Annotated in this window: 16 protein-coding genes, 1 tRNA gene and 1 riboswitch; of the genes, 8 read left to right on the top strand and 9 right to left on the bottom strand. The window is 62.4% G+C overall.

All coding sequences use genetic code 11. The features are described from left to right. Window positions 1-11: 11 nt before the first annotated feature. The 6 genes from ACIQTS_RS11285 to ACIQTS_RS11260 all read right to left on the bottom strand — a co-directional run bounded on the left by ACIQTS_RS11285 (window position 12) and on the right by ACIQTS_RS11260 (window position 4080). A complete protein-coding gene (locus ACIQTS_RS11285) occupies window positions 12-779 on the bottom strand; it encodes an amino acid ABC transporter ATP-binding protein (RefSeq protein ID WP_332498525.1) in 768 nt (255 codons plus the stop codon). Then, window positions 766-1431: an amino acid ABC transporter permease gene (locus ACIQTS_RS11280; RefSeq protein ID WP_105657025.1), complete on the bottom strand. Its 666-nt coding sequence runs from the start codon at window positions 1429-1431 to the stop codon at window positions 766-768. Before ACIQTS_RS11280 ends, ACIQTS_RS11285 begins: the two co-directional genes overlap by 14 nt. A gap of 73 nt (window positions 1432-1504) precedes the next feature. Then, entirely contained in the window at window positions 1505-2332 is an 828-nt protein-coding gene (locus tag ACIQTS_RS11275) for an amino acid ABC transporter substrate-binding protein (protein ID WP_105657024.1), read from the bottom strand. Window positions 2333-2419: 87 nt separating this feature from the next. Next, window positions 2420-3349, bottom strand: a complete 930-nt coding sequence (locus ACIQTS_RS11270; RefSeq protein ID WP_332728374.1) for an AEC family transporter — start codon at window positions 3347-3349, stop codon at window positions 2420-2422. Window positions 3350-3418: 69 nt separating this feature from the next. Further along, window positions 3419-3489: transfer RNA gene (locus tag ACIQTS_RS11265), tRNA-Gly, on the bottom strand. A gap of 105 nt (window positions 3490-3594) precedes the next feature. Further along, window positions 3595-4080 (bottom strand): SseB family protein, encoded by a 486-nt coding sequence (locus tag ACIQTS_RS11260; RefSeq protein ID WP_332485899.1) that lies wholly within the window; start codon window positions 4078-4080, stop codon window positions 3595-3597. A gap of 111 nt (window positions 4081-4191) precedes the next feature. Between ACIQTS_RS11260 and ACIQTS_RS11255 the strand changes: the two genes are divergently transcribed. Further along, entirely contained in the window at window positions 4192-5898 is a 1707-nt protein-coding gene (locus tag ACIQTS_RS11255; RefSeq protein ID WP_332485900.1) for a fumarate hydratase, read from the top strand. 425 nt (window positions 5899-6323) lie between these two features. Here the strand turns inward: ACIQTS_RS11255 and ACIQTS_RS11250 are convergent, their stop codons facing one another. Beyond that, window positions 6324-7184 carry a M15 family metallopeptidase gene (locus tag ACIQTS_RS11250; RefSeq protein WP_402473406.1) on the bottom strand — a complete coding sequence of 287 codons (861 nt, stop codon included), beginning with the start codon at window positions 7182-7184 and terminating at the stop codon, window positions 6324-6326. Window positions 7185-7373: 189 nt separating this feature from the next. Here ACIQTS_RS11250 and dcd point away from each other — a divergent pair, with 189 nt between their 5' ends. Then, window positions 7374-7955: a dCTP deaminase gene (gene dcd, locus ACIQTS_RS11245; RefSeq protein WP_013349886.1), complete on the top strand. Its 582-nt coding sequence runs from the start codon at window positions 7374-7376 to the stop codon at window positions 7953-7955. Window positions 7956-8035: 80 nt separating this feature from the next. Here the strand turns inward: dcd and ACIQTS_RS11240 are convergent, their stop codons facing one another. Continuing rightward, window positions 8036-9358 (bottom strand): MFS transporter, encoded by a 1323-nt coding sequence (locus ACIQTS_RS11240; RefSeq protein ID WP_402473404.1) that lies wholly within the window; start codon window positions 9356-9358, stop codon window positions 8036-8038. A gap of 226 nt (window positions 9359-9584) precedes the next feature. On the opposite strand from ACIQTS_RS11240, the gene ACIQTS_RS11235 reads away from it, so the two are divergent. Genes ACIQTS_RS11235 through mnhG form a run of 6 tightly spaced genes read left to right on the top strand, consistent with a single transcriptional unit; the run spans window position 9585 to window position 15908 of the window. After that, window positions 9585-12554: a Na+/H+ antiporter subunit A gene (locus ACIQTS_RS11235; protein WP_332485902.1), complete on the top strand. Its 2970-nt coding sequence runs from the start codon at window positions 9585-9587 to the stop codon at window positions 12552-12554. Beyond that, a complete protein-coding gene (locus ACIQTS_RS11230) occupies window positions 12551-13000 on the top strand; it encodes a Na(+)/H(+) antiporter subunit C (RefSeq protein ID WP_105657017.1) in 450 nt (149 codons plus the stop codon). The genes ACIQTS_RS11235 and ACIQTS_RS11230 overlap by 4 nt, the downstream gene beginning before the upstream one ends. Further along, the gene (locus ACIQTS_RS11225; protein WP_105657016.1) at window positions 12997-14598 is read left to right on the top strand and encodes a Na+/H+ antiporter subunit D; all 1602 of its coding nucleotides are present in this window, start codon (window positions 12997-12999) and stop codon (window positions 14596-14598) included. The genes ACIQTS_RS11230 and ACIQTS_RS11225 overlap by 4 nt, the downstream gene beginning before the upstream one ends. Window positions 14599-14606: 8 nt before the next feature. After that, a complete protein-coding gene (locus ACIQTS_RS11220; protein WP_332504067.1) occupies window positions 14607-15236 on the top strand; it encodes a Na+/H+ antiporter subunit E in 630 nt (209 codons plus the stop codon). Between the two features lies 1 nt (window position 15237). After that, entirely contained in the window at window positions 15238-15504 is a 267-nt protein-coding gene (locus tag ACIQTS_RS11215) for a monovalent cation/H+ antiporter complex subunit F (protein WP_105657014.1), read from the top strand. Further along, window positions 15504-15908 carry a monovalent cation/H(+) antiporter subunit G gene (gene mnhG / locus ACIQTS_RS11210; protein ID WP_105657013.1) on the top strand — a complete coding sequence of 135 codons (405 nt, stop codon included), beginning with the start codon at window positions 15504-15506 and terminating at the stop codon, window positions 15906-15908. Before ACIQTS_RS11215 ends, mnhG begins: the two co-directional genes overlap by 1 nt. Window positions 15909-15964: 56 nt before the next feature. On the opposite strand, the gene ACIQTS_RS11205 is transcribed toward mnhG, so the two are convergent. Further along, complete coding sequence (locus tag ACIQTS_RS11205; RefSeq protein WP_286134132.1) at window positions 15965-16216, bottom strand: DUF4235 domain-containing protein; 252 nt, start codon at window positions 16214-16216, stop codon at window positions 15965-15967. 75 nt (window positions 16217-16291) lie between these two features. Next, window positions 16292-16414: riboswitch (TPP riboswitch) on the top strand. Window positions 16415-16440 lie beyond the last annotated feature (26 nt).

The following is a 16440-nucleotide window of genomic DNA, read 5'->3' as shown; positions in this document are numbered from 1 at the left end:
CTCTATTGCTTTTAGAACGGGTGCAACAGACGCTGGACGAAAGTTTGGGTGCGGGGGTTGGCAGGCGTGCCGAGCACCTGGGCCGCCGGACCGGTCTCCACGACCACCCCGCCATCCATGAACACCACGGTGTCGGCCACATCCCGGGCGAAGGCCAGCTCGTGGGTCACCAGCACCATGGACCAGCCCTCCTGGGCCAATTCCTTGATGACCGTGAGCACCTCGCCGACCAGCTCCGGATCCAGTGCGCTGGTGGGTTCGTCGAAGAGCAGCAGATCCGGCTGCTGCATCAGCGCGCGGACAATGCCCACGCGCTGCTGCTGGCCGCCGGACAGGGAGTTCGGGTAGGCGTCGGCCTTGGCTTCAAGGCCCACGCGGGCCAGCAGCTTCTTCGCCTGCGCCAGGACCTGGTCCTTGGGACGCTTTTGCACCTCGATCGGCCCGATGCTCACGTTCTGCAGCACCGTCAGATGGGGGAACAGGTGATGTCCCTGGAACACCATCGCCGAACGCTTGCGCAGGATCTGTGCGGCCTTGGGTTTCATCCCGGCGCTGAAGGAAACTTCCGGCCCGCCGGCGAATCCGACGGTGCCGGCATCGGCGATTTCCAGGCCGTTCAGGCAACGCAGGGCGGTGGTCTTGCCAGAGCCCGACGGGCCAATCAGTGCCAGCACTTCACCGGAATGCACGGTGAAGTCGATGCCTTCGAGCACCTGGTTCTCGCCGAAGGCCTTATGCAGGGCGGTGACGGAGAGCAGGGCGGAATTACTTGGCGACATACTTTTCAAGCCTTCCTTCAACAGAGTTTTGCAGGGCCGAAAGTACCAGGCAGATGACCCAGTAGATGGCTGCGGCCTCGCAATAGAGCAGCAGGAACTCGTAGGTGGAGGCCGTGATTTCCTGGGCCTTGCGGAACATTTCGGTGACCAGGATGGTGGAGGCCAGCGAGGTGTCCTTGACCAGGGAAATGAAGGAGTTCGACAGCGGCGGCACAGCCACCCGGGTGGCCTGCGGCAAGATCAGCCGGTACAGGGTGCGCGTGCGCGACATGCCCAGGGTGTAGCCGGCTTCCCATTGGCCCTGGGGGACCGAGAGGATCGCGGCACGAATGATTTCAGCGGCGTAACCGCCGATGTTCAGGCTGAAGGCGATGATGGCACTAGGCCACGGGTCGATGGTCAGGCCCACCGAAGGCATGCCGTAGAAGATGACGAACAGCTGCACCAGCAGCGGCGTGCCGCGAATGATGGAGATGTAGATCCGGGCAATCGAGGAGATGACCCGGTTCTTGCTGATCCGCATCAGCGCCATCAGCAAGGCGATGACCAGGCCCAAGGCCATGCTGATCAGGGCCAGCGGAATGGTTGCCGTGATCGCCCCGAGGGCTAACGGCCCGAGCGAGTCGAGGAATAACTGCCATTTCGAATCCATGGGCTACCTTTTGCGCAAATGAGACTGGCTCCACGCGTTCTTACGTGTGGAGCCAGTCTACTTATAGTGTTTGCTACTTGCTGACGTCTTCGCCGAAGTACTTCTCGGAGATCTTTGCCAGTTCCCCCTCGGCGCGCAGCTCCTCGAGCGCGGTGTCAATGGCCTGGGCCAGTTCAGTGGAATCCTTGCGCAGGGCTACAGCGGATTCGCTCTTCTCCTCGGATTCGGCAGCGATCTTGATGCTGTCATCCGGGTTGGTCTTCTGCGCATCCAGGAACGTCAGCTTGTCGTTCACGGTGGCATCGACACGGCCCTGCTTGAGCAGGGTGATCGACTGGGCCCAGCCTTCCACCGGCTCGACGTTCGCGCCGGCGGCCTTGGCGGTCTCGTAGAAGTTGCTGGTCAGCGACTGCGCGGTGGTCTTGCCTTCCAACGTCTCGAAGGAGGTGATCTCGCTGTTATCGCTCTTGGTCACCACCACGCCGGTGGAGACGGTGTAAGGCTCGGTGAACAGGTACTTCTCTTCGCGTTCCGGGTTGATCGAGACCTGGTTGGCGATGGCATCAAAACGCCCGGCATCCAGTCCGGCGAAGATCGCGTCCCACTGGGTTTCCTGGAACTTGACCTCGACGCCCATCTTCTCGCCGACGGCTTCGATGACCTCGACGTCGTAGCCGGTCAGCTCGTTGCCCTCGTGGTAGGAGAACGGGCGGTAGGTGCCTTCGGTGCCCACGGTCAGCACGCCCGAATCCTGGACCTTCTTCAAGGTGGCTCCGGTGTCCGCCGAGGACTTGGCGCCACCGGATTCGCTTGCGGAGGTCGATGGGCCTGCCGAGCCGCAGGCGCTCAGTGACAGGGCGATAATTGCGGCAGTAGCCAGCAGTGGTGCAGTGCGCTTCATGGTGACCTCGCTAGGGGAGTGGATAAAAGCTGTTGTCCTACTGAACACTCTAGTGATGATCGCTTATTCCTGCAGGTGGAAGTTACGCTAAATTCCGAGGACGATCGCCAGCAGCATCATCAGCGGGATCGCGCAGATGGTGGTGACCAGGACCGTGTCCTTCGCGATTACCACCCCGTGGTCATAGCGCATGGCCGTCACGAAAATGTTCTGCGCAGTTGGCAGGCCGGCCATGATGACCGACGCCACCAGCAGCTCGCCACGCAGATTGAATACCCAGTAGGCCAGTGCCCAGGCCAGGAACGGGTGGAGCAGCAGCTTGGCTCCGGCGGCGATCAGCACATCGGCGCGGCGGCCCGACTTCTTTTCCAGCGGCTTGGAACCCACCAAGGAGATGCCGAAAGCCATAAGCATGGCGGGAATCGAGGCGCCGGCAATCAGGTCGATCGGTTCGAGCACGATGGAGGGCAATTCGATGCCGGTCAGCGCGACGGCCAAGCCGAGCAGCGACCCGATGATCATCGGGTTCTTCGCGGTGGCCAGCAGCAAAGCGATCGGGGTGGTGCGGTGCCGCGAGGTGGTGGCATCCAGCATCGCCAGATTGATCGGCTGGTAGAGGGCCAGCTGGAAGAGGATGATCGGGGCCGCGTAGGACATGTCGCCGAGCACGTACAACGCGATGGGCAGGCCCAAGTTGGCGGAGTTCACCGTGGAGGCGGACATTGCCGCGATGATGTTTTCCGAGGCCGGGCGCTTGAGCATCCGGGCCGTTGCCAGGTAGTAGAGCACCGCGGTCAGCGCCGCGGACAGGGCGGCAACCCAGAGCAGCGGCCCGAGCACGGAAACCGGATCGGACTCGGCCAGGGTGGTGAACAGCAGGGCGGGGCTGGCCACGAAGAAGGTGACCCGGCTGAGCACGTGGCGGCCTTGCTCGCCCAGCACCCCGGTGCGGCCCACCAAGTAGCCGACGAGAATGACAACCCAAATGATGGAGAAGCCTTCGAGGACTCCGGTCATCGTGCTCCTTCGCTGGCTATCAGCAGACCAACAACGCCGGAGCACCATTGGTGCCCCGGCGTTCGCTTGAGCGGGCGACGGGAATCGAACCCGCGTATCGAGCTTGGGAAGCTAGCGCTCTACCATTGAGCTACGCCCGCAGTGCACCGAGCGGCCTATTGACGGCCCGGGCATCAAAAGCATATCCCACGAATCCCGCGCACCGGAAAACGGCACGGAAAATCGTGGCCAAAGTTACGCAATGCCTATTCGGAGGGCTTCTCGTTGAGCAGCTGCTCGCGCAGGATCGCCACCCCATCGGCCGGGACCTCGAAGCTGAGCTCGTCGCCGGGGTTCACCACGAAGCCGGTATTGTCCAATGCGCGCACCACGGTGGCGCCCTGGACCTTCACGCCGTAGGGCGCCATGTCGATGTACGAGGAGGGGATGCGCTCCAAGGTGGTGAAGACCGCAACCACGGCCTCGCCGGAAGGGTTGGTCAGCATCATCGGCTGGGCATTCTTGTTCTCGCCGGTGACCTCGTCACGGGAGAGGAAATACACCTCGGCGCTCATGAAAGCGCCGATGACCGAGCCGGACAGCTCAGGTTTATTGAGCCCGGCCTGCAGCATCATTTCGAAATGCGTCTTGGGCTGTGCCCGCTGCTTGTCCATTGGCGTTTCGATGATCGCATCCGGGACCTGGTCTGGTTCTTGGCCTTCAGCGGCGGCGGAGGTGTTCTCGTTGCTCATGTACTACAGCATGTCGCGATAAACCCCCAGGTGCAAACGCCGAATGCGGTTAATTCGGGGTAAAGGCCTAAAATGGCAGATGAGCACACACGATTGAATCAAGGACTGAGCATGCCTGAATTCCGTTACGAGGATCTTCTGCCAATTGGCGAAGATACCACCCCGTACCGCAAGATTTCCTCCGAAGGTGTCGAAGTTGTCGCCGGCCCGGATGGAAAGAACTTCCTGAAGGTCGCGCCGCAGGCACTGGAGCAGCTGGCCGAGACCGCGCTGCACGACATCTCGCACTACCTTCGCCCGGCCCACCTGCAGCAGCTGCGCAATATCCTCGACGACGAGGATGCCAGCCCGAACGACAAGTTCGTCGCCCTGGACCTGCTGAAGAACGCCAACATCGCCGCCGGCGGCATCCTGCCGATGTGCCAGGACACCGGTACCGCGATCGTCATGGGCAAGCGCGGCCAGCGCGTGCTGACCGAAGAGCAGGACGAGATCTCGCTCTCGCGCGGCATCTACAACGCCTACACCCGCCTGAACCTGCGCTACTCGCAGCTGGCTCCGATCACCACCTGGGAAGAGAAGGCCACCGGCAACAACCTCCCGGCGCAGATCGACCTCTACGCGAACACCAAGGACGGCGCTGACACCAGCTACAAGTTCCTGTTCATGGCCAAGGGCGGCGGATCGGCCAACAAGTCCTTCCTGTACCAGGAGACCAAGGCGATCCTCAACGAGAACTCGATGCTGAAGTTCCTCGATGAGAAGCTGCGCTCGCTGGGCACCGCCGCGTGCCCTCCGTACCACCTGTCCATCGTCATCGGCGGCACCTCGGCCGAGATGGCGTTGAAGACCGCGAAGTACGGTTCGGCCAAGTACCTGGATTCGCTGCCGACCGAAGGCGCGATGACCGGCCGCGGCTTCCGCGACACCGAGCTGGAAGACAAGGTCCTTGAGCTGACCCGCCACTTCGGCATTGGCGCGCAGTTCGGCGGCAAGTACTTCTGCCACGATGTGCGCGTGGTGCGCCTGCCTCGCCACGGCGCCTCGCTGCCGGTGGCCATCGCAGTATCCTGCTCGGCTGACCGCCAGATGCTGGCCAAGGTTACCGAAGAGGGACTGTTCGTCGAGCAGCTGGAAACCGATCCAGCCCGCTTCATGCCGGCGGAGGACCACCCGGCCCTGGCCGCGCACGACGACGAGACCGATGGCGTCACCGGCACCGGTGGCTCTTCGGTGGTCAAGATCGACCTGAACAAGCCGATGAGCGAAATCCTGGCCGAACTGACCAAGTTCCCGGTCAAGACCCGCTTGTCGCTGTCCGGTCCATTGGTTGTGGCCCGCGATATCGCACACGCCAAGGTCAAGGAACGCTTGGACGCTGGCGAGGAAATGCCGCAGTACCTTAAGGACCACCCGGTCTACTACGCAGGTCCTGCCAAGACCCCTGAAGGCATGCCTTCGGGTTCCTTCGGCCCGACCACCGCAGGCCGCATGGACTCCTACGTGGACCAGTTCCAGGCTGCCGGCGGCTCGATGGTCATGCTGGCCAAGGGCAACCGCTCCAAGCAGGTCACCGACGCATGCAACACCCACGGCGGCTTCTACCTTGGTTCCATCGGCGGCCCGGCGGCACGCCTGGCCCAGGATTGCATCAAGAAGGTCGAGGTGCTCGAATACGAGGAACTGGGCATGGAAGCGATCTGGAAGATCGAGGTCGAGGACTTCCCGGCCTTCATCGTTGTCGATGACAAGGGCGAGGACTTCTTCGCCGAGACCTTGAAGCCGACCTTCACCGGCATTCCGGTGCGCGCGAAGTAATTCTCCAGCGCTCTGGGCAGGAACCACCTGCCATGAACTGCTCCCCAAAATTTGGACTGTAGAAGCCAGCAACTTTTGGGGAGCATTTTCACGCCACCTGGCGCCACGCAACCTGGAAAGCCGTTCCCGGGATTGCTCGCGGTGCGGAGGGCAGATTCCAGGATGCTCCCGCAAAAGGGAAGCCCCTTGCGCGAAGCGCAGAGGGGCAGGGTGCTGACGAGGCTACTTCGTGTGAACTTGCTGCTTCGCGTCCCGGGCACTAGTTAATATTGGACGCTAGTACTGGATGCCCCGCTGCACCCTGATTCGGGCACCGCCCAACGCCCAGCGGATTCGGGCAGAGCCGCGAAATGGCGACTCGCAGCAACAATGTTCGTGGTTCCGGCGGTTCTAGTGGAGCTGGCAGCGGCCTGTTCCAGACCGGACTACTGCGTGAAGCCGAAGCCCCAGTCGCGGTACGGCGGAAGGAAACGCAGGACCATCAAGTCCTCGTCCACGACCACATCTTCGCCCACCTTCTTGGATTTTTCCTGCGGCTCTTCGTCTTTGGCTTTCGCGGGTTCTTTCTCGATAGCTGCCTTTGCTTCGCTTTGCTCGGCCTCCGCTATCGAGGCAGCCAGCATCTGGTGGTACTCTTCGAAAGTTTCCGCTCCGGAAGCAAGCATCGCTTCGGCATGCTCGACGCCGACATAGCGCACATGCCACGGCTCGTACTTGTAGCCGGTGATCTCTTCCTTGCCCTGGGGGTAGCGGATGATCAGGCCGTATTCCGCCGCGTGCTCGGCAATCCACAGGCCAGCCGGGGTCTGGCCGAATTCGGCTTTCAATTCGGCGCGGCTATCGGTGTAGCCCAGGTCTGCCGCCAAACCAAGCTGGTGCTCGCTGGTTCCGGGGCGCGCAGAAATCCGTTCGGCATAAGCGGTGCCGTACTTGGCTTGGTACTGGTTGAACAAGACCGCCTGGCGCTGGTACGAACGGTATGCGCTCAGCAGCTTGATCGAATGGCCGGCAGCGCGCGCATCAGCAATGAACGCTTCAACGGCCTCTGCCGCCTCAGGACGCAGGGTCATCGAGCTGCCGGCAACACCAACGAGCTTGCCGGGAACGTAGTCCTCCGGCGAAAGCTTCGTGGTGGGGTTGATCAAGGCCAAGGGGCTCGATGCCTTCGACAGCTGCGAGCTCTGGACAGCAGGCAGATCCTCGGCCGGCGCAGCGAGTGCGGCGGTGCCGGAGAGCAGCAATGCCGATGCGAGTACGGTGCCAGTCAGCGCGGAGGCTAGGCGCATGTTGAATAAACCCTTGAGTTGCGGAGCGATGATGGGAAATCCCACCTTAACGATAGCTGGAAACGCTGGGTAATTGGTGGGAAATCTGCGACCAGCTGGTGAACAGGATGCGGCCAGTGATCTCGACTCACTGTACATAATTGGCCTAATAGTTCGGCTGCCGGGGAAAGTCAGGATAAATTTATACGCGTGTTGTATTCAGATGGTGACATTCGTCGAGAAATAGCGTCCGGTGAGATTGGGCTAGAGCCCTTTGACCCGCAGATGGTCCAGCCCGCATCCGTGGATGTTCGACTTGACCGGTTCTTCCGGCTTTTCGATAACCACAAGTATGCGCACATCGATCCTTCGGTGGAGCAAGATGAACTGACGCGCCTGGTCGAGGTCGACCCCGATGAGCCATTCATCCTGCACCCGGGCGAATTCGTGCTCGGCTCGACCTACGAAGTGGTGACCTTGGGCCACGGCGTGGCCGCGCGGCTGGAAGGCAAGAGCTCCTTGGGCCGCCTTGGCCTGCTGACCCACTCCACCGCAGGGTTCATCGATCCAGGGTTCTCCGGCCACGTGACCTTGGAACTGTCCAACATGGCTACTTTGCCCATTAAGCTGTGGCCGGGATCGAAGATCGGCCAGCTGTGCTTCTTCAAGCTGACGTCGGACACCGAGCATCCATACGGTTCGGGACCCTACGGCAACCGCTACCAGGGCCAGCGTGGCCCCACGGCTTCGCGCAGCCACCTGAACTTCCACCGGACCATCATCGAGAACTAAGCGGCAGTACCGCTCAGGATCCCGCAAACGGCGCTGGCCCCCAACACTTGTTGGGGGCCAGCGCCGTTTGCGGCTGGAAGCTACGCGGTGACCTTCTTGGGCGACCGGATTGGCAGGAGCAGGAGCAGGCCGAGCGCCAAGACCACCAGGATGCCCAGGATGCCGTAACGCTGGGCTTGGCCGGATGCCACCAGCGGGGTAGCGATGGCGATGGCCCCGGCAAACAGCGCCGGTGCCAGGAAGGACACGGCGCGACCGGTGGTCGCGTACAACCCGAAGAGCTCTCCTTCGCGTCCTTCGGGAATCAAGCGCGAGAGGTAGGAGCGGGAAGCTGCCTGTGCCGGTCCGACGAACAAGCACAGCAGCAGGCCGAAGATCCAGAAGCCCGCGGCTTCGGGGGAGAAGAAGACTCCGGCGCCGGCAACCAGCAGGCCAATCAGCGAACCGACAATGACCGCTTTCGGGCCCGCCACGTCATCGATGCGGCCGCCAAGCACCGCGCCCAGGGCCGCAACGACGTTGCCGACGATCGCGAAGATGATCACTTCGGTCAGTTCGAAACCGAAGGTGCCCGCGGCAATGACGCCGCCGAAGGTGAAGATGGCGGCCAGCCCGTCGCGGAAGACGGCTGAGGAGCAGAGGAAGAAGAGCAGGTTGCGGTCGCTGCACCACAGTTCCCTGATGTTGTTGAACAGCACCTTGTAGGTAAGCATCAGCGGGATTTTCTTCGAGGTGCTCGGTGGCGCTTCGGGAATCACGAAGAACAGCGGCAGCGCGAAGAGCAAGCACCAAACGGCAGAGAACACTGCCACCCAGCGCAAGTTCAACGATTCTTCGGTGCTGGCACCTGGCCAGTCCACGATTGGCTGCACGAACAGGAAGAGCACCAGGGCGAGGGCGAGGATTCCGCCGACATAGCCCATGCCCCAGCCGAAACCAGAGACCTTGCCGACCGTTGCCCTGGTGGAAATCTGGTTCAGCACCGCGTTGTAGTTCACGCCGGCGAATTCGCCGAAGACCGACATGGCCGCGACCAGGATCGCGCCGAACCAGAGGTAGGAAGGGTCGGGGTAGACGAAGAAGCAGGTCGCGCAGATGGCGACGAGAACCAGCGTGTTGACCACGATCCACAGCTTGCGCCGCCCGGCAACATCGGCGCGAAGCCCGGTGACGGGCACCAGCAGGGCGATGGCCAGTCCGCCGGTGGCCAGTGCCTGCGAGAGGACCAGCGACGCATGGTCGGTGTCGCCGAATAGCTCGCTGGTGAGATAGACGGTGAACACGAAAGTGATCATGACAGCGTTGATCGCGGCTTGTCCCCAATCCCAGCTGGCCCACGCCCAGGTGTACTTATTAAGCCACTTTTCACGAATCGCCGACGGTTCGACCTGATTGATTCCCATGCTGGCATCGTACCTGCAACAGGTAATCAGGCGATGAATAGGAACGACCTTTTGGAGAATAGCGGCTAGCTTGGAAAATCAGCTGGTCGCGGAAAACGCAGGGAATATTCCTTAAAGGGCACATTCGTGCGATTGCAGGCAGGTCACGGCTGATAAAATTACAGATGCAGGCGCTTTTCGAAGTGCTCTGGATACTCTGCCCACCACCAGCCGACAGAGGAAAAGCGTGCTAATAATTCTCACTGCGCTGTTTGCCACCGCTGTTTTATGCCCATTAATATTCCGGGCCTTGAAACGAAACGGTTTTTACGTTGTGGCGGCCGTGCCCGCAGTGGGATTCATCTGGTTGCTGACCCGCATGCCGGCGGTGCTTTCTGCCGATAATTCCCTGGCCAATGGTGCGCCAAATGCGCCGCCATCGGTTCAAATGGAATGGATTCCCGGGCTGAATATCGCCCTGAATTTCCGCATGGATTCTTTGGCCGCGACAATCTTGCTGCTGATCCTCGGCGTGGGCGCGCTGGTGCTGTTCTATTGCGCCCGCTATTTCAAGAATGATGATCCGCAGATCGGCAGCTTCGCGGCGAAGATGGTCGCTTTCGCCGGAGCCATGACCGGCTTGGTCACGGCCGATGACATCATCATCATGTTCATCTTCTGGGAAATCACCAGCGTGCTTTCCTACCTGCTCATCGGTTTCAGCCAGGCCCTGATCACCGCGCGCCGTTCAGCCATGAACGCCCTGATCATCACGACCCTTGGCGGACTGGTGATGCTCGCCGGCATCTTGATGCTCGGCGCGGCGGCCGGCAGCTACCAGCTCTCGGAGATCATGGCATCGGCCGATGAACTGGTGGCCTTGGGGGCCTTCACCGATGTTGCGGTGGCGCTGATTATTGTCGGGGCGATCTCCAAATCGGCCCTGGTGCCTTTCCACTTCTGGCTGCCCGGTGCGATGGCCGCTCCGACTCCGGTGTCCGCGTACCTGCACGCGGCAGCCATGGTCAAGGCCGGCGTCTACCTGATCGCCCGCCTGGCCCCGGGCTTCGCCGAGACCACCCTGTGGGTCCCCATGACCGTAGGCATCGGTATTCTCACCATGCTCATCGGCGGCTACCGGGCGCTCAAGCAATACGACCTGAAGCTGATCCTGGCCTTCGGCACGGTCTCGCAGCTGGGCTTCATCATCGCGGTCTTCGGCTTCGGCACCCCCGAAGCGGCTTTTGCCGCACTGGCCATGACGCTGGCCCACGGACTGTTCAAGGCGACGCTGTTCCTGAGCGTGGGCATCATCGACCACAACACCGGTACCCGCGATATCCGCAAGCTCAGCGGCTTGCGCCGTGCCATGCCGATCCTGGCCACGACCACCGGCATCGCCGCGGCGTCCATGGCCGGCGTGCCGCTGCTGTTCGGCTTCGTTGCCAAGGAAGCGGTCTACGAATCGGCCCTGCACCTGGAAACCGGGTGGGGAATGGCCGCGCTCATCGGCATCCTGATGGGTGCGGCGCTGACCATGGCCTACTCGCTGCGCTTCTTCCTCGGGGCTTTCGGCGTGAAGAAAAAGAAGCTGCCTGCATTGCAGTGCAAGGCCCCGACACTGATCTTCCTGGCGCCCTTGCTGGTTCTTTCGGCGGCGACGCTGTTCCTGGGCCTGTACCCGCAGCTGGTGGAGCCGCTGGCCATCCACTGGTCGGCCGCGCAGGGCGGACCGGGCAAAATGCACCTGCTGCCATTTGCCGGCTTCAACGCGGCACTGGGACTGAGCGCCATATCGGTGGGCCTGGGCCTGTGCTTCTTCTGGCTGCGTCACCGCACCGACACCGGCGCACCGCTGCGCCGCATGGTCACCTCGGCCGAGGAAATCTACCGCATGTCGGTGAACGTGCTGGACAAGGTGGCCATCTGGATCACCGGTCGCACCCAGCGTGGTTCGCTCTCCTTCTACCTGGGCGTCATCCTGGTCGTGGTGCTGGTGATCCCGCTGGCCATCGCGCTGACCGTCTACACCCCGTGGCCAACGAACTGGATCATCGCCGACCACCCGGCCCAGCTGCTGATCGGTGCGGTGATCATCGCCGGTGCCGTGGTCTCCATTACCGCGCCGAAGCGTTTCATGGCGGTGCTGATGGTTTCGGTGACCGGCTACGGCATGGTCGCGATCTTCGCCCTGCAAGGTGCCCCGGACCTGGCGCTGACCCAGCTGCTGGTGGAAACCATCGTGCTGGTTTCCTTCGTGCTCGCCTTGCGCGCCCTGCCCAAGCGACTGTGGGTGGGCCTGACCCGGATCAAGTGGGGCCGGGCCATCCTGTCGATCGCCTTGGCCGTGATGGTCGTCTACATTGCCATCGCGATGATGGCCGCCCGCAACGAGGCCCGCATTTCCCTGGCTTGGCCGGATCTGGCCTACTACGAGGGCTACGGCAAGAACATCGTCAACGTGGCCCTGGTGGACCTGCGCGTGTGGGATACCTTCGGCGAGATCACCGTGCTGGCAGCGGCTGCCACCGGTGTGGCTTCGCTGATCTTCGCCGGGCGCAGCTTCGGCAACCGGGTGCGGGCCCACCAGGTGGCACCGGGCAGCATCGACGCGGGTTCCGAAGCCATGGGCAGCAAGGACTCCAAGGAAACCGAGCTGCGCATTGCCCGCCGCTTTGCCTCCAGCTCCAACCAGGACTGGTTGATGGCTGGCAGCACCCTGGTCGCCGAGCGCCGCTCGATCATCTTTGAAGTGGTCACCCGGCTGATTTTCCACACGGTGCTGATCATGTCGGTGTACACGCTGCTGACCGGGCACAATACCCCGGGCGGCGGCTTCGCTGGCGGGCTGATCGCCGGCTTGGCGCTGACCATCCGCTACCTGGCCGGCGGCCGCGTGGAACTTTCCGAGTCGATGCGCATCGCTCCGGGCATGCTGATCGGCGGCGGCATAGCGCTGGCCGGATTGGCGGGCATCGTGCCGCTGCTGCTGGGTGATGGCATCTTCACCACCTATGCCCTGGAATTCTGGTTCTTCGGCGAGCACAAGTTCGTTTCCTCAACGATTTTCGACATTGGAGTGTATCTGGTGGTCCTTGGCCTCGTGCAGGACGTGCTGCGTTCTTTGGGCAGTGAGATTGATTCGCTCTCCGAGGGCCGCAGCCCGGTGGAGCGCCACGACGAGATCCAGGCCTCCCGGACTGGAGTTGGCCGATGAGCGTGAACATCACTTTCCTCGTAGTCACCGGCGTGCTGCTGGCGGCCGGCTTCTACCTGGTGCTCGAACGCACCCTGACCCGGGTGCTGCTGGGCATCATGCTGCTGGGCAACGGCATCAACCTGCTGATCCTCACCAGCGGCGGGCGCAAGGGCGCGGCGCCGTTGTTCAAGCCGGATGCGGCGGCCGACTCGTACTCGGACCCGCTGCCGCAGGCCCTGATCCTCACCGCCATTGTGATCACCTTCGCGGTGACCGCCTTCCTGCTGGCGATGATCTACCGGTCCTGGACCCTGACCAGCGCTGATGAGCTCACAGATGACACCGAAGATATCAAGGTGTCCCAGAAGACCGCCTACGACGAGGAAGAAGACTCGCCAGTGGCCGAGGATACGACCGAATTCGTCGATGAAGAAGGACGCCCAGTGCGCGAGGGGGAAGAGTGAATTTCCTGGATCTAGCCCCTTTGGCCGTGGTGCTGCCGATCTTCGGCGCCGGGGCAGCCTTCCTGGCCCGCCGCCAGGTCCGCCTGCAGCGCCTGATCACCATCGGCATCCTGTGCCTGACCCTGGTGCTCGAAGCGGGAATGCTCGCCGCCGTATGGGGCGGGGAAAGCTATGCCATCCATATTGGCGGCTGGGAGTCGCCCTTCGGCATCGCCCTGATGGTCGACGGGTTCAGCGCCTTCATGCTGCTGGTCTCCACCGTCGTCTCGCTGGCCGTGCTGCTCTTCGCCACCAGCCAGGGCCTGGCCGACGGGGACGAGCCCGGACCGGTGTCAATATTCCACCCGGCGTACCTGATCCTGCTGGCCGGAGTGTCCAACGCCTTCCTGGCCGCTGACCTTTTCAACCTGTACGTCGGATTCGAAATCCTGCTCACCGCCAGCTACGTGCTGCTGACCTTGGGCGGTACCGCCGAGCGCATCCGCGCCGGTACCACCTATGTGGTGGTTTCCGTGGTTTCCTCGGTGATCTTCCTGATGGCCATCGCGATGACCTATGCGGCCACCGGCACGGTGAACATGGCTGACCTGGCGGTGAAGCTGCCCGAACTGGGCCAGGGCCCGCAGCTGATCTTGCATGTGCTGCTGCTGATCGCTTTCGGCATCAAGGCCGCGGTCTTCCCGCTGTCCCTGTGGCTGCCGGACTCCTACCCGACCGCACCGGCCCCGGTGACCGCGGTGTTCGCCGGGTTGCTGACCAAGGTGGGCGTCTACGCGATCGTCCGCACCGAAACCCTGCTCTTCCCGGGCGGCTCGGTCAACGCCGGACTGCTGGTGGTGGCCGCGCTGACCATGGTCATCGGTATCCTCGGTGCACTGGCGCAGACGGACTTCAAGCGCATGCTTTCCTTCACGCTCACCAGCCACATCGGCTACCTGATCTTCGGCGTGGCCGTGGGCGGGCCGCTGGCCATCGCCGCGACCATCTACTACGTGGGCCACCACATCATCGTGCAGACTTCGCTGTTCATGGTAGCGGGACTGATCGAACGCCGTGCCGGCAGCTCGAATGTCACCCGGCTCGGCTCGCTGGCCAAGCTTTCCCCGGCATTGGCCCTGCTCTTCTTCATCCCGGCCATCAATCTGGGCGGCATCCCGCCGTTCTCCGGATTCCTGGGCAAATTCGGGCTATTGCATGCGGCCGCGCAGGATGCCGATCCGCTGACCTGGGTCGTGATCGGCGCCGGATTGCTGACCAGCCTGCTGACCTTGATGGCGATCATCCGCGTGTGGGCCCGTGTGTTCTGGCGCCGTGCCGCTGATGCCGAGGTGCCCAACCAGGACCTGGTGGCCGAAGCGACGCAGGTCGCCGACGAGACGTTGGCCGGCGGCGCGCAGAACCCCCGCTTGGGGTTGAAACTGGCCAAGCAGCTGGAAGCCGACTCCTTGCCGTGGGGCATGCGCTACGCCACCGGTTCGCTGGTGCTTGCGGGCATCGCCCTGACCGTCTTTGCCGGGCCGATCTTCGAATTCTGCGAGCGGGTGGCTGCGGAACTGATCGCCCGCGAACCGTATATCAGCTCGATCTTGCCATTCTGATTGGAGGGATGATGCCGAACAAGAACTTTGAACCGCGTGACCAGCGCATTGACGATGCGCTGGATACCTCCGGCGTGCGCCACCGCGCGACACTCAAGCAGGAATGGCCGCTGCTTCTGCTGCTGCTCTTCGTCTGGGGTGCTCTCTGGCAGGACTTCTCCCTGGGGAACATGGTCTTCGGCGTGATCATCGCGCTGCTGATCGTGAACCTGTTCCCGCTGCCGCCGGTGGTCCTTTCGGGCCGGATCAATGCCTGGTACTGCCTGAAGCTGTTCATCTGGTTCCTCGGACAGGTCTTCGCGGCCAGCGTCCACGTGGCCTGGCTGGCGCTGGTCCGCGGGAAGCGCACCCGCAGCGCGGTCATTGCGGTCCCGCTGCGCACCGACTCGGACCTGATCGTGATGACCGTGGGCCACGTGCTCACGCTGATCCCGGGCTCCTTCGTGATCGACGTGGACCGCAGCTCGTCGACGCTGTACCTGCACTACATCGACATCGAGTCGCCTGCGGACGTGGAGAAGGCGCGTTCCGGCATCCGGGACATCGAACGCCGGCTGATCATGGCTATCGGCAGCCGAGACGAGTACGAAGCGATCAAGAGCGAATGCGGACCGAACTTTGATGCGAGGAAGGGGTAACATGCTGGATATCGTCATTTGGATCTGCGGCATCATGCTCGGGCTCGGTGCTGTCGCCTGCCTGGTCCGTGTTGCCAAGGGACCGTCAATCCTTGACCGGGTGCTGGCCCTGGACGTGATGCTGCTGATCATCTCCGCCGCGCTGTGCCTGGAAATGGTGCTGCACAAGCACACCGACTACTTGCTGTTCGTCGTGGCCGCCTGCATGCTCGGGTTCATCGGTTCGGTGACCGTCTCGCGCTTCGTTTCGGATCAGAGGAACGCCTAATGGAAATCTTCCTTGATGTCCTCGTTGCCGTCCTGCTGATCCTTGGCTGCCTGATGTCATTGATCGCAGGCATCGGCTTGCTGACCTTCCCGGACATGCTCACCCGCATGCATGCAGCGACCAAACCGCAGGTACTCGGCTTCCTGCTGATTTTCGCTGGACTGGCCATTTACCTGCGCAGCTGGGCTGTGGTCCCGGTACTCGTGCTGGCCTGGGGAATGCAGCTATTGACCGCACCGGTTTCGGCCCACATGATTGGCCGTTCCGGCTACCGGACCAAGCACGCTGCCAAGGAAACCCTGTTCTCCGATGAGCTGAGCCACGTGGTCAACAAGGTCAACGGAACACCGCCGACCGGAACCACCCCGGTTTCCAAGACCGGATCGCCAGACGAACAAGATTGAGAAAAAGCGGGAGCCGCCCCTCTGGGCGGCTCCCGCTTTTGGCTCAACGCCGAAGCTTACTTGGTGAACTTGGCAACAACCTTGTTGGCGCTGCGATCAGCCACGGTCTGCAGGATTGCTGCGACCAGGGCCGAAACGACTGCGAAGCCCAAGGCACGGCGGAAAGAAGCTTCCGCTGCTTCCTCAGTGCCCTTGCGTGGTGCTTTGCTGCCGGTTGCCTTCAACCAAAGGAAATCAACCAGCTTGCCGCCGAGCATGCCAGCGCCAACGGTGATACCGGTAGTGGCAAGTTTCTGCACTTTATCCATTTTTTCCTCGCGATCAAGCTCTTGACATATCGTTCCTCTGCCCAGCATACCTGCGGTATGGTGGGGGAGCAGTAATTATTCCGACAGGGGAGCGTCAGACTTTTAAAAAAAGTCGCAAGACGCTGAGAGTGCGATAGATCGCAGACCCTCGAACCTGCCCCGGCTAGTACCGGCGAAGGAAGTCGAGCATCTCGGATGCGGATAGGCGCGGCAGTATGCCCTCA

The organism is Glutamicibacter sp. NPDC090743, from assembly GCF_044769125.1.
Taxonomy (GTDB): Bacteria; Actinomycetota; Actinomycetes; order Actinomycetales; family Micrococcaceae; genus Glutamicibacter.
This window is presented reverse-complemented; position numbering and strand designations above follow the sequence as displayed.

Coding starts and splice junctions, on each gene's coding strand:
- ACIQTS_RS11260 (WP_332485899.1), bottom strand. CDS start 4,080: ATGAGCAACGAGAACACCTCCGCCGCCGCTGAAGGCCAAGAACCAGAC.
- mnhG (WP_105657013.1), top strand. CDS start 15,504: ATGGAAATCTTCCTTGATGTCCTCGTTGCCGTCCTGCTGATCCTTGGC.
- ACIQTS_RS11285 (WP_332498525.1), bottom strand. CDS start 779: ATGTCGCCAAGTAATTCCGCCCTGCTCTCCGTCACCGCCCTGCATAAG.
- ACIQTS_RS11275 (WP_105657024.1), bottom strand. CDS start 2,332: ATGAAGCGCACTGCACCACTGCTGGCTACTGCCGCAATTATCGCCCTG.
- ACIQTS_RS11280 (WP_105657025.1), bottom strand. CDS start 1,431: ATGGATTCGAAATGGCAGTTATTCCTCGACTCGCTCGGGCCGTTAGCC.
- ACIQTS_RS11220 (WP_332504067.1), top strand. CDS start 14,607: ATGATGCCGAACAAGAACTTTGAACCGCGTGACCAGCGCATTGACGAT.
- ACIQTS_RS11270 (WP_332728374.1), bottom strand. CDS start 3,349: ATGACCGGAGTCCTCGAAGGCTTCTCCATCATTTGGGTTGTCATTCTC.
- ACIQTS_RS11255 (WP_332485900.1), top strand. CDS start 4,192: ATGCCTGAATTCCGTTACGAGGATCTTCTGCCAATTGGCGAAGATACC.
- ACIQTS_RS11230 (WP_105657017.1), top strand. CDS start 12,551: ATGAGCGTGAACATCACTTTCCTCGTAGTCACCGGCGTGCTGCTGGCG.
- ACIQTS_RS11205 (WP_286134132.1), bottom strand. CDS start 16,216: ATGGATAAAGTGCAGAAACTTGCCACTACCGGTATCACCGTTGGCGCT.
- ACIQTS_RS11240 (WP_402473404.1), bottom strand. CDS start 9,358: ATGGGAATCAATCAGGTCGAACCGTCGGCGATTCGTGAAAAGTGGCTT.
- ACIQTS_RS11215 (WP_105657014.1), top strand. CDS start 15,238: ATGCTGGATATCGTCATTTGGATCTGCGGCATCATGCTCGGGCTCGGT.
- ACIQTS_RS11250 (WP_402473406.1), bottom strand. CDS start 7,184: ATGCGCCTAGCCTCCGCGCTGACTGGCACCGTACTCGCATCGGCATTG.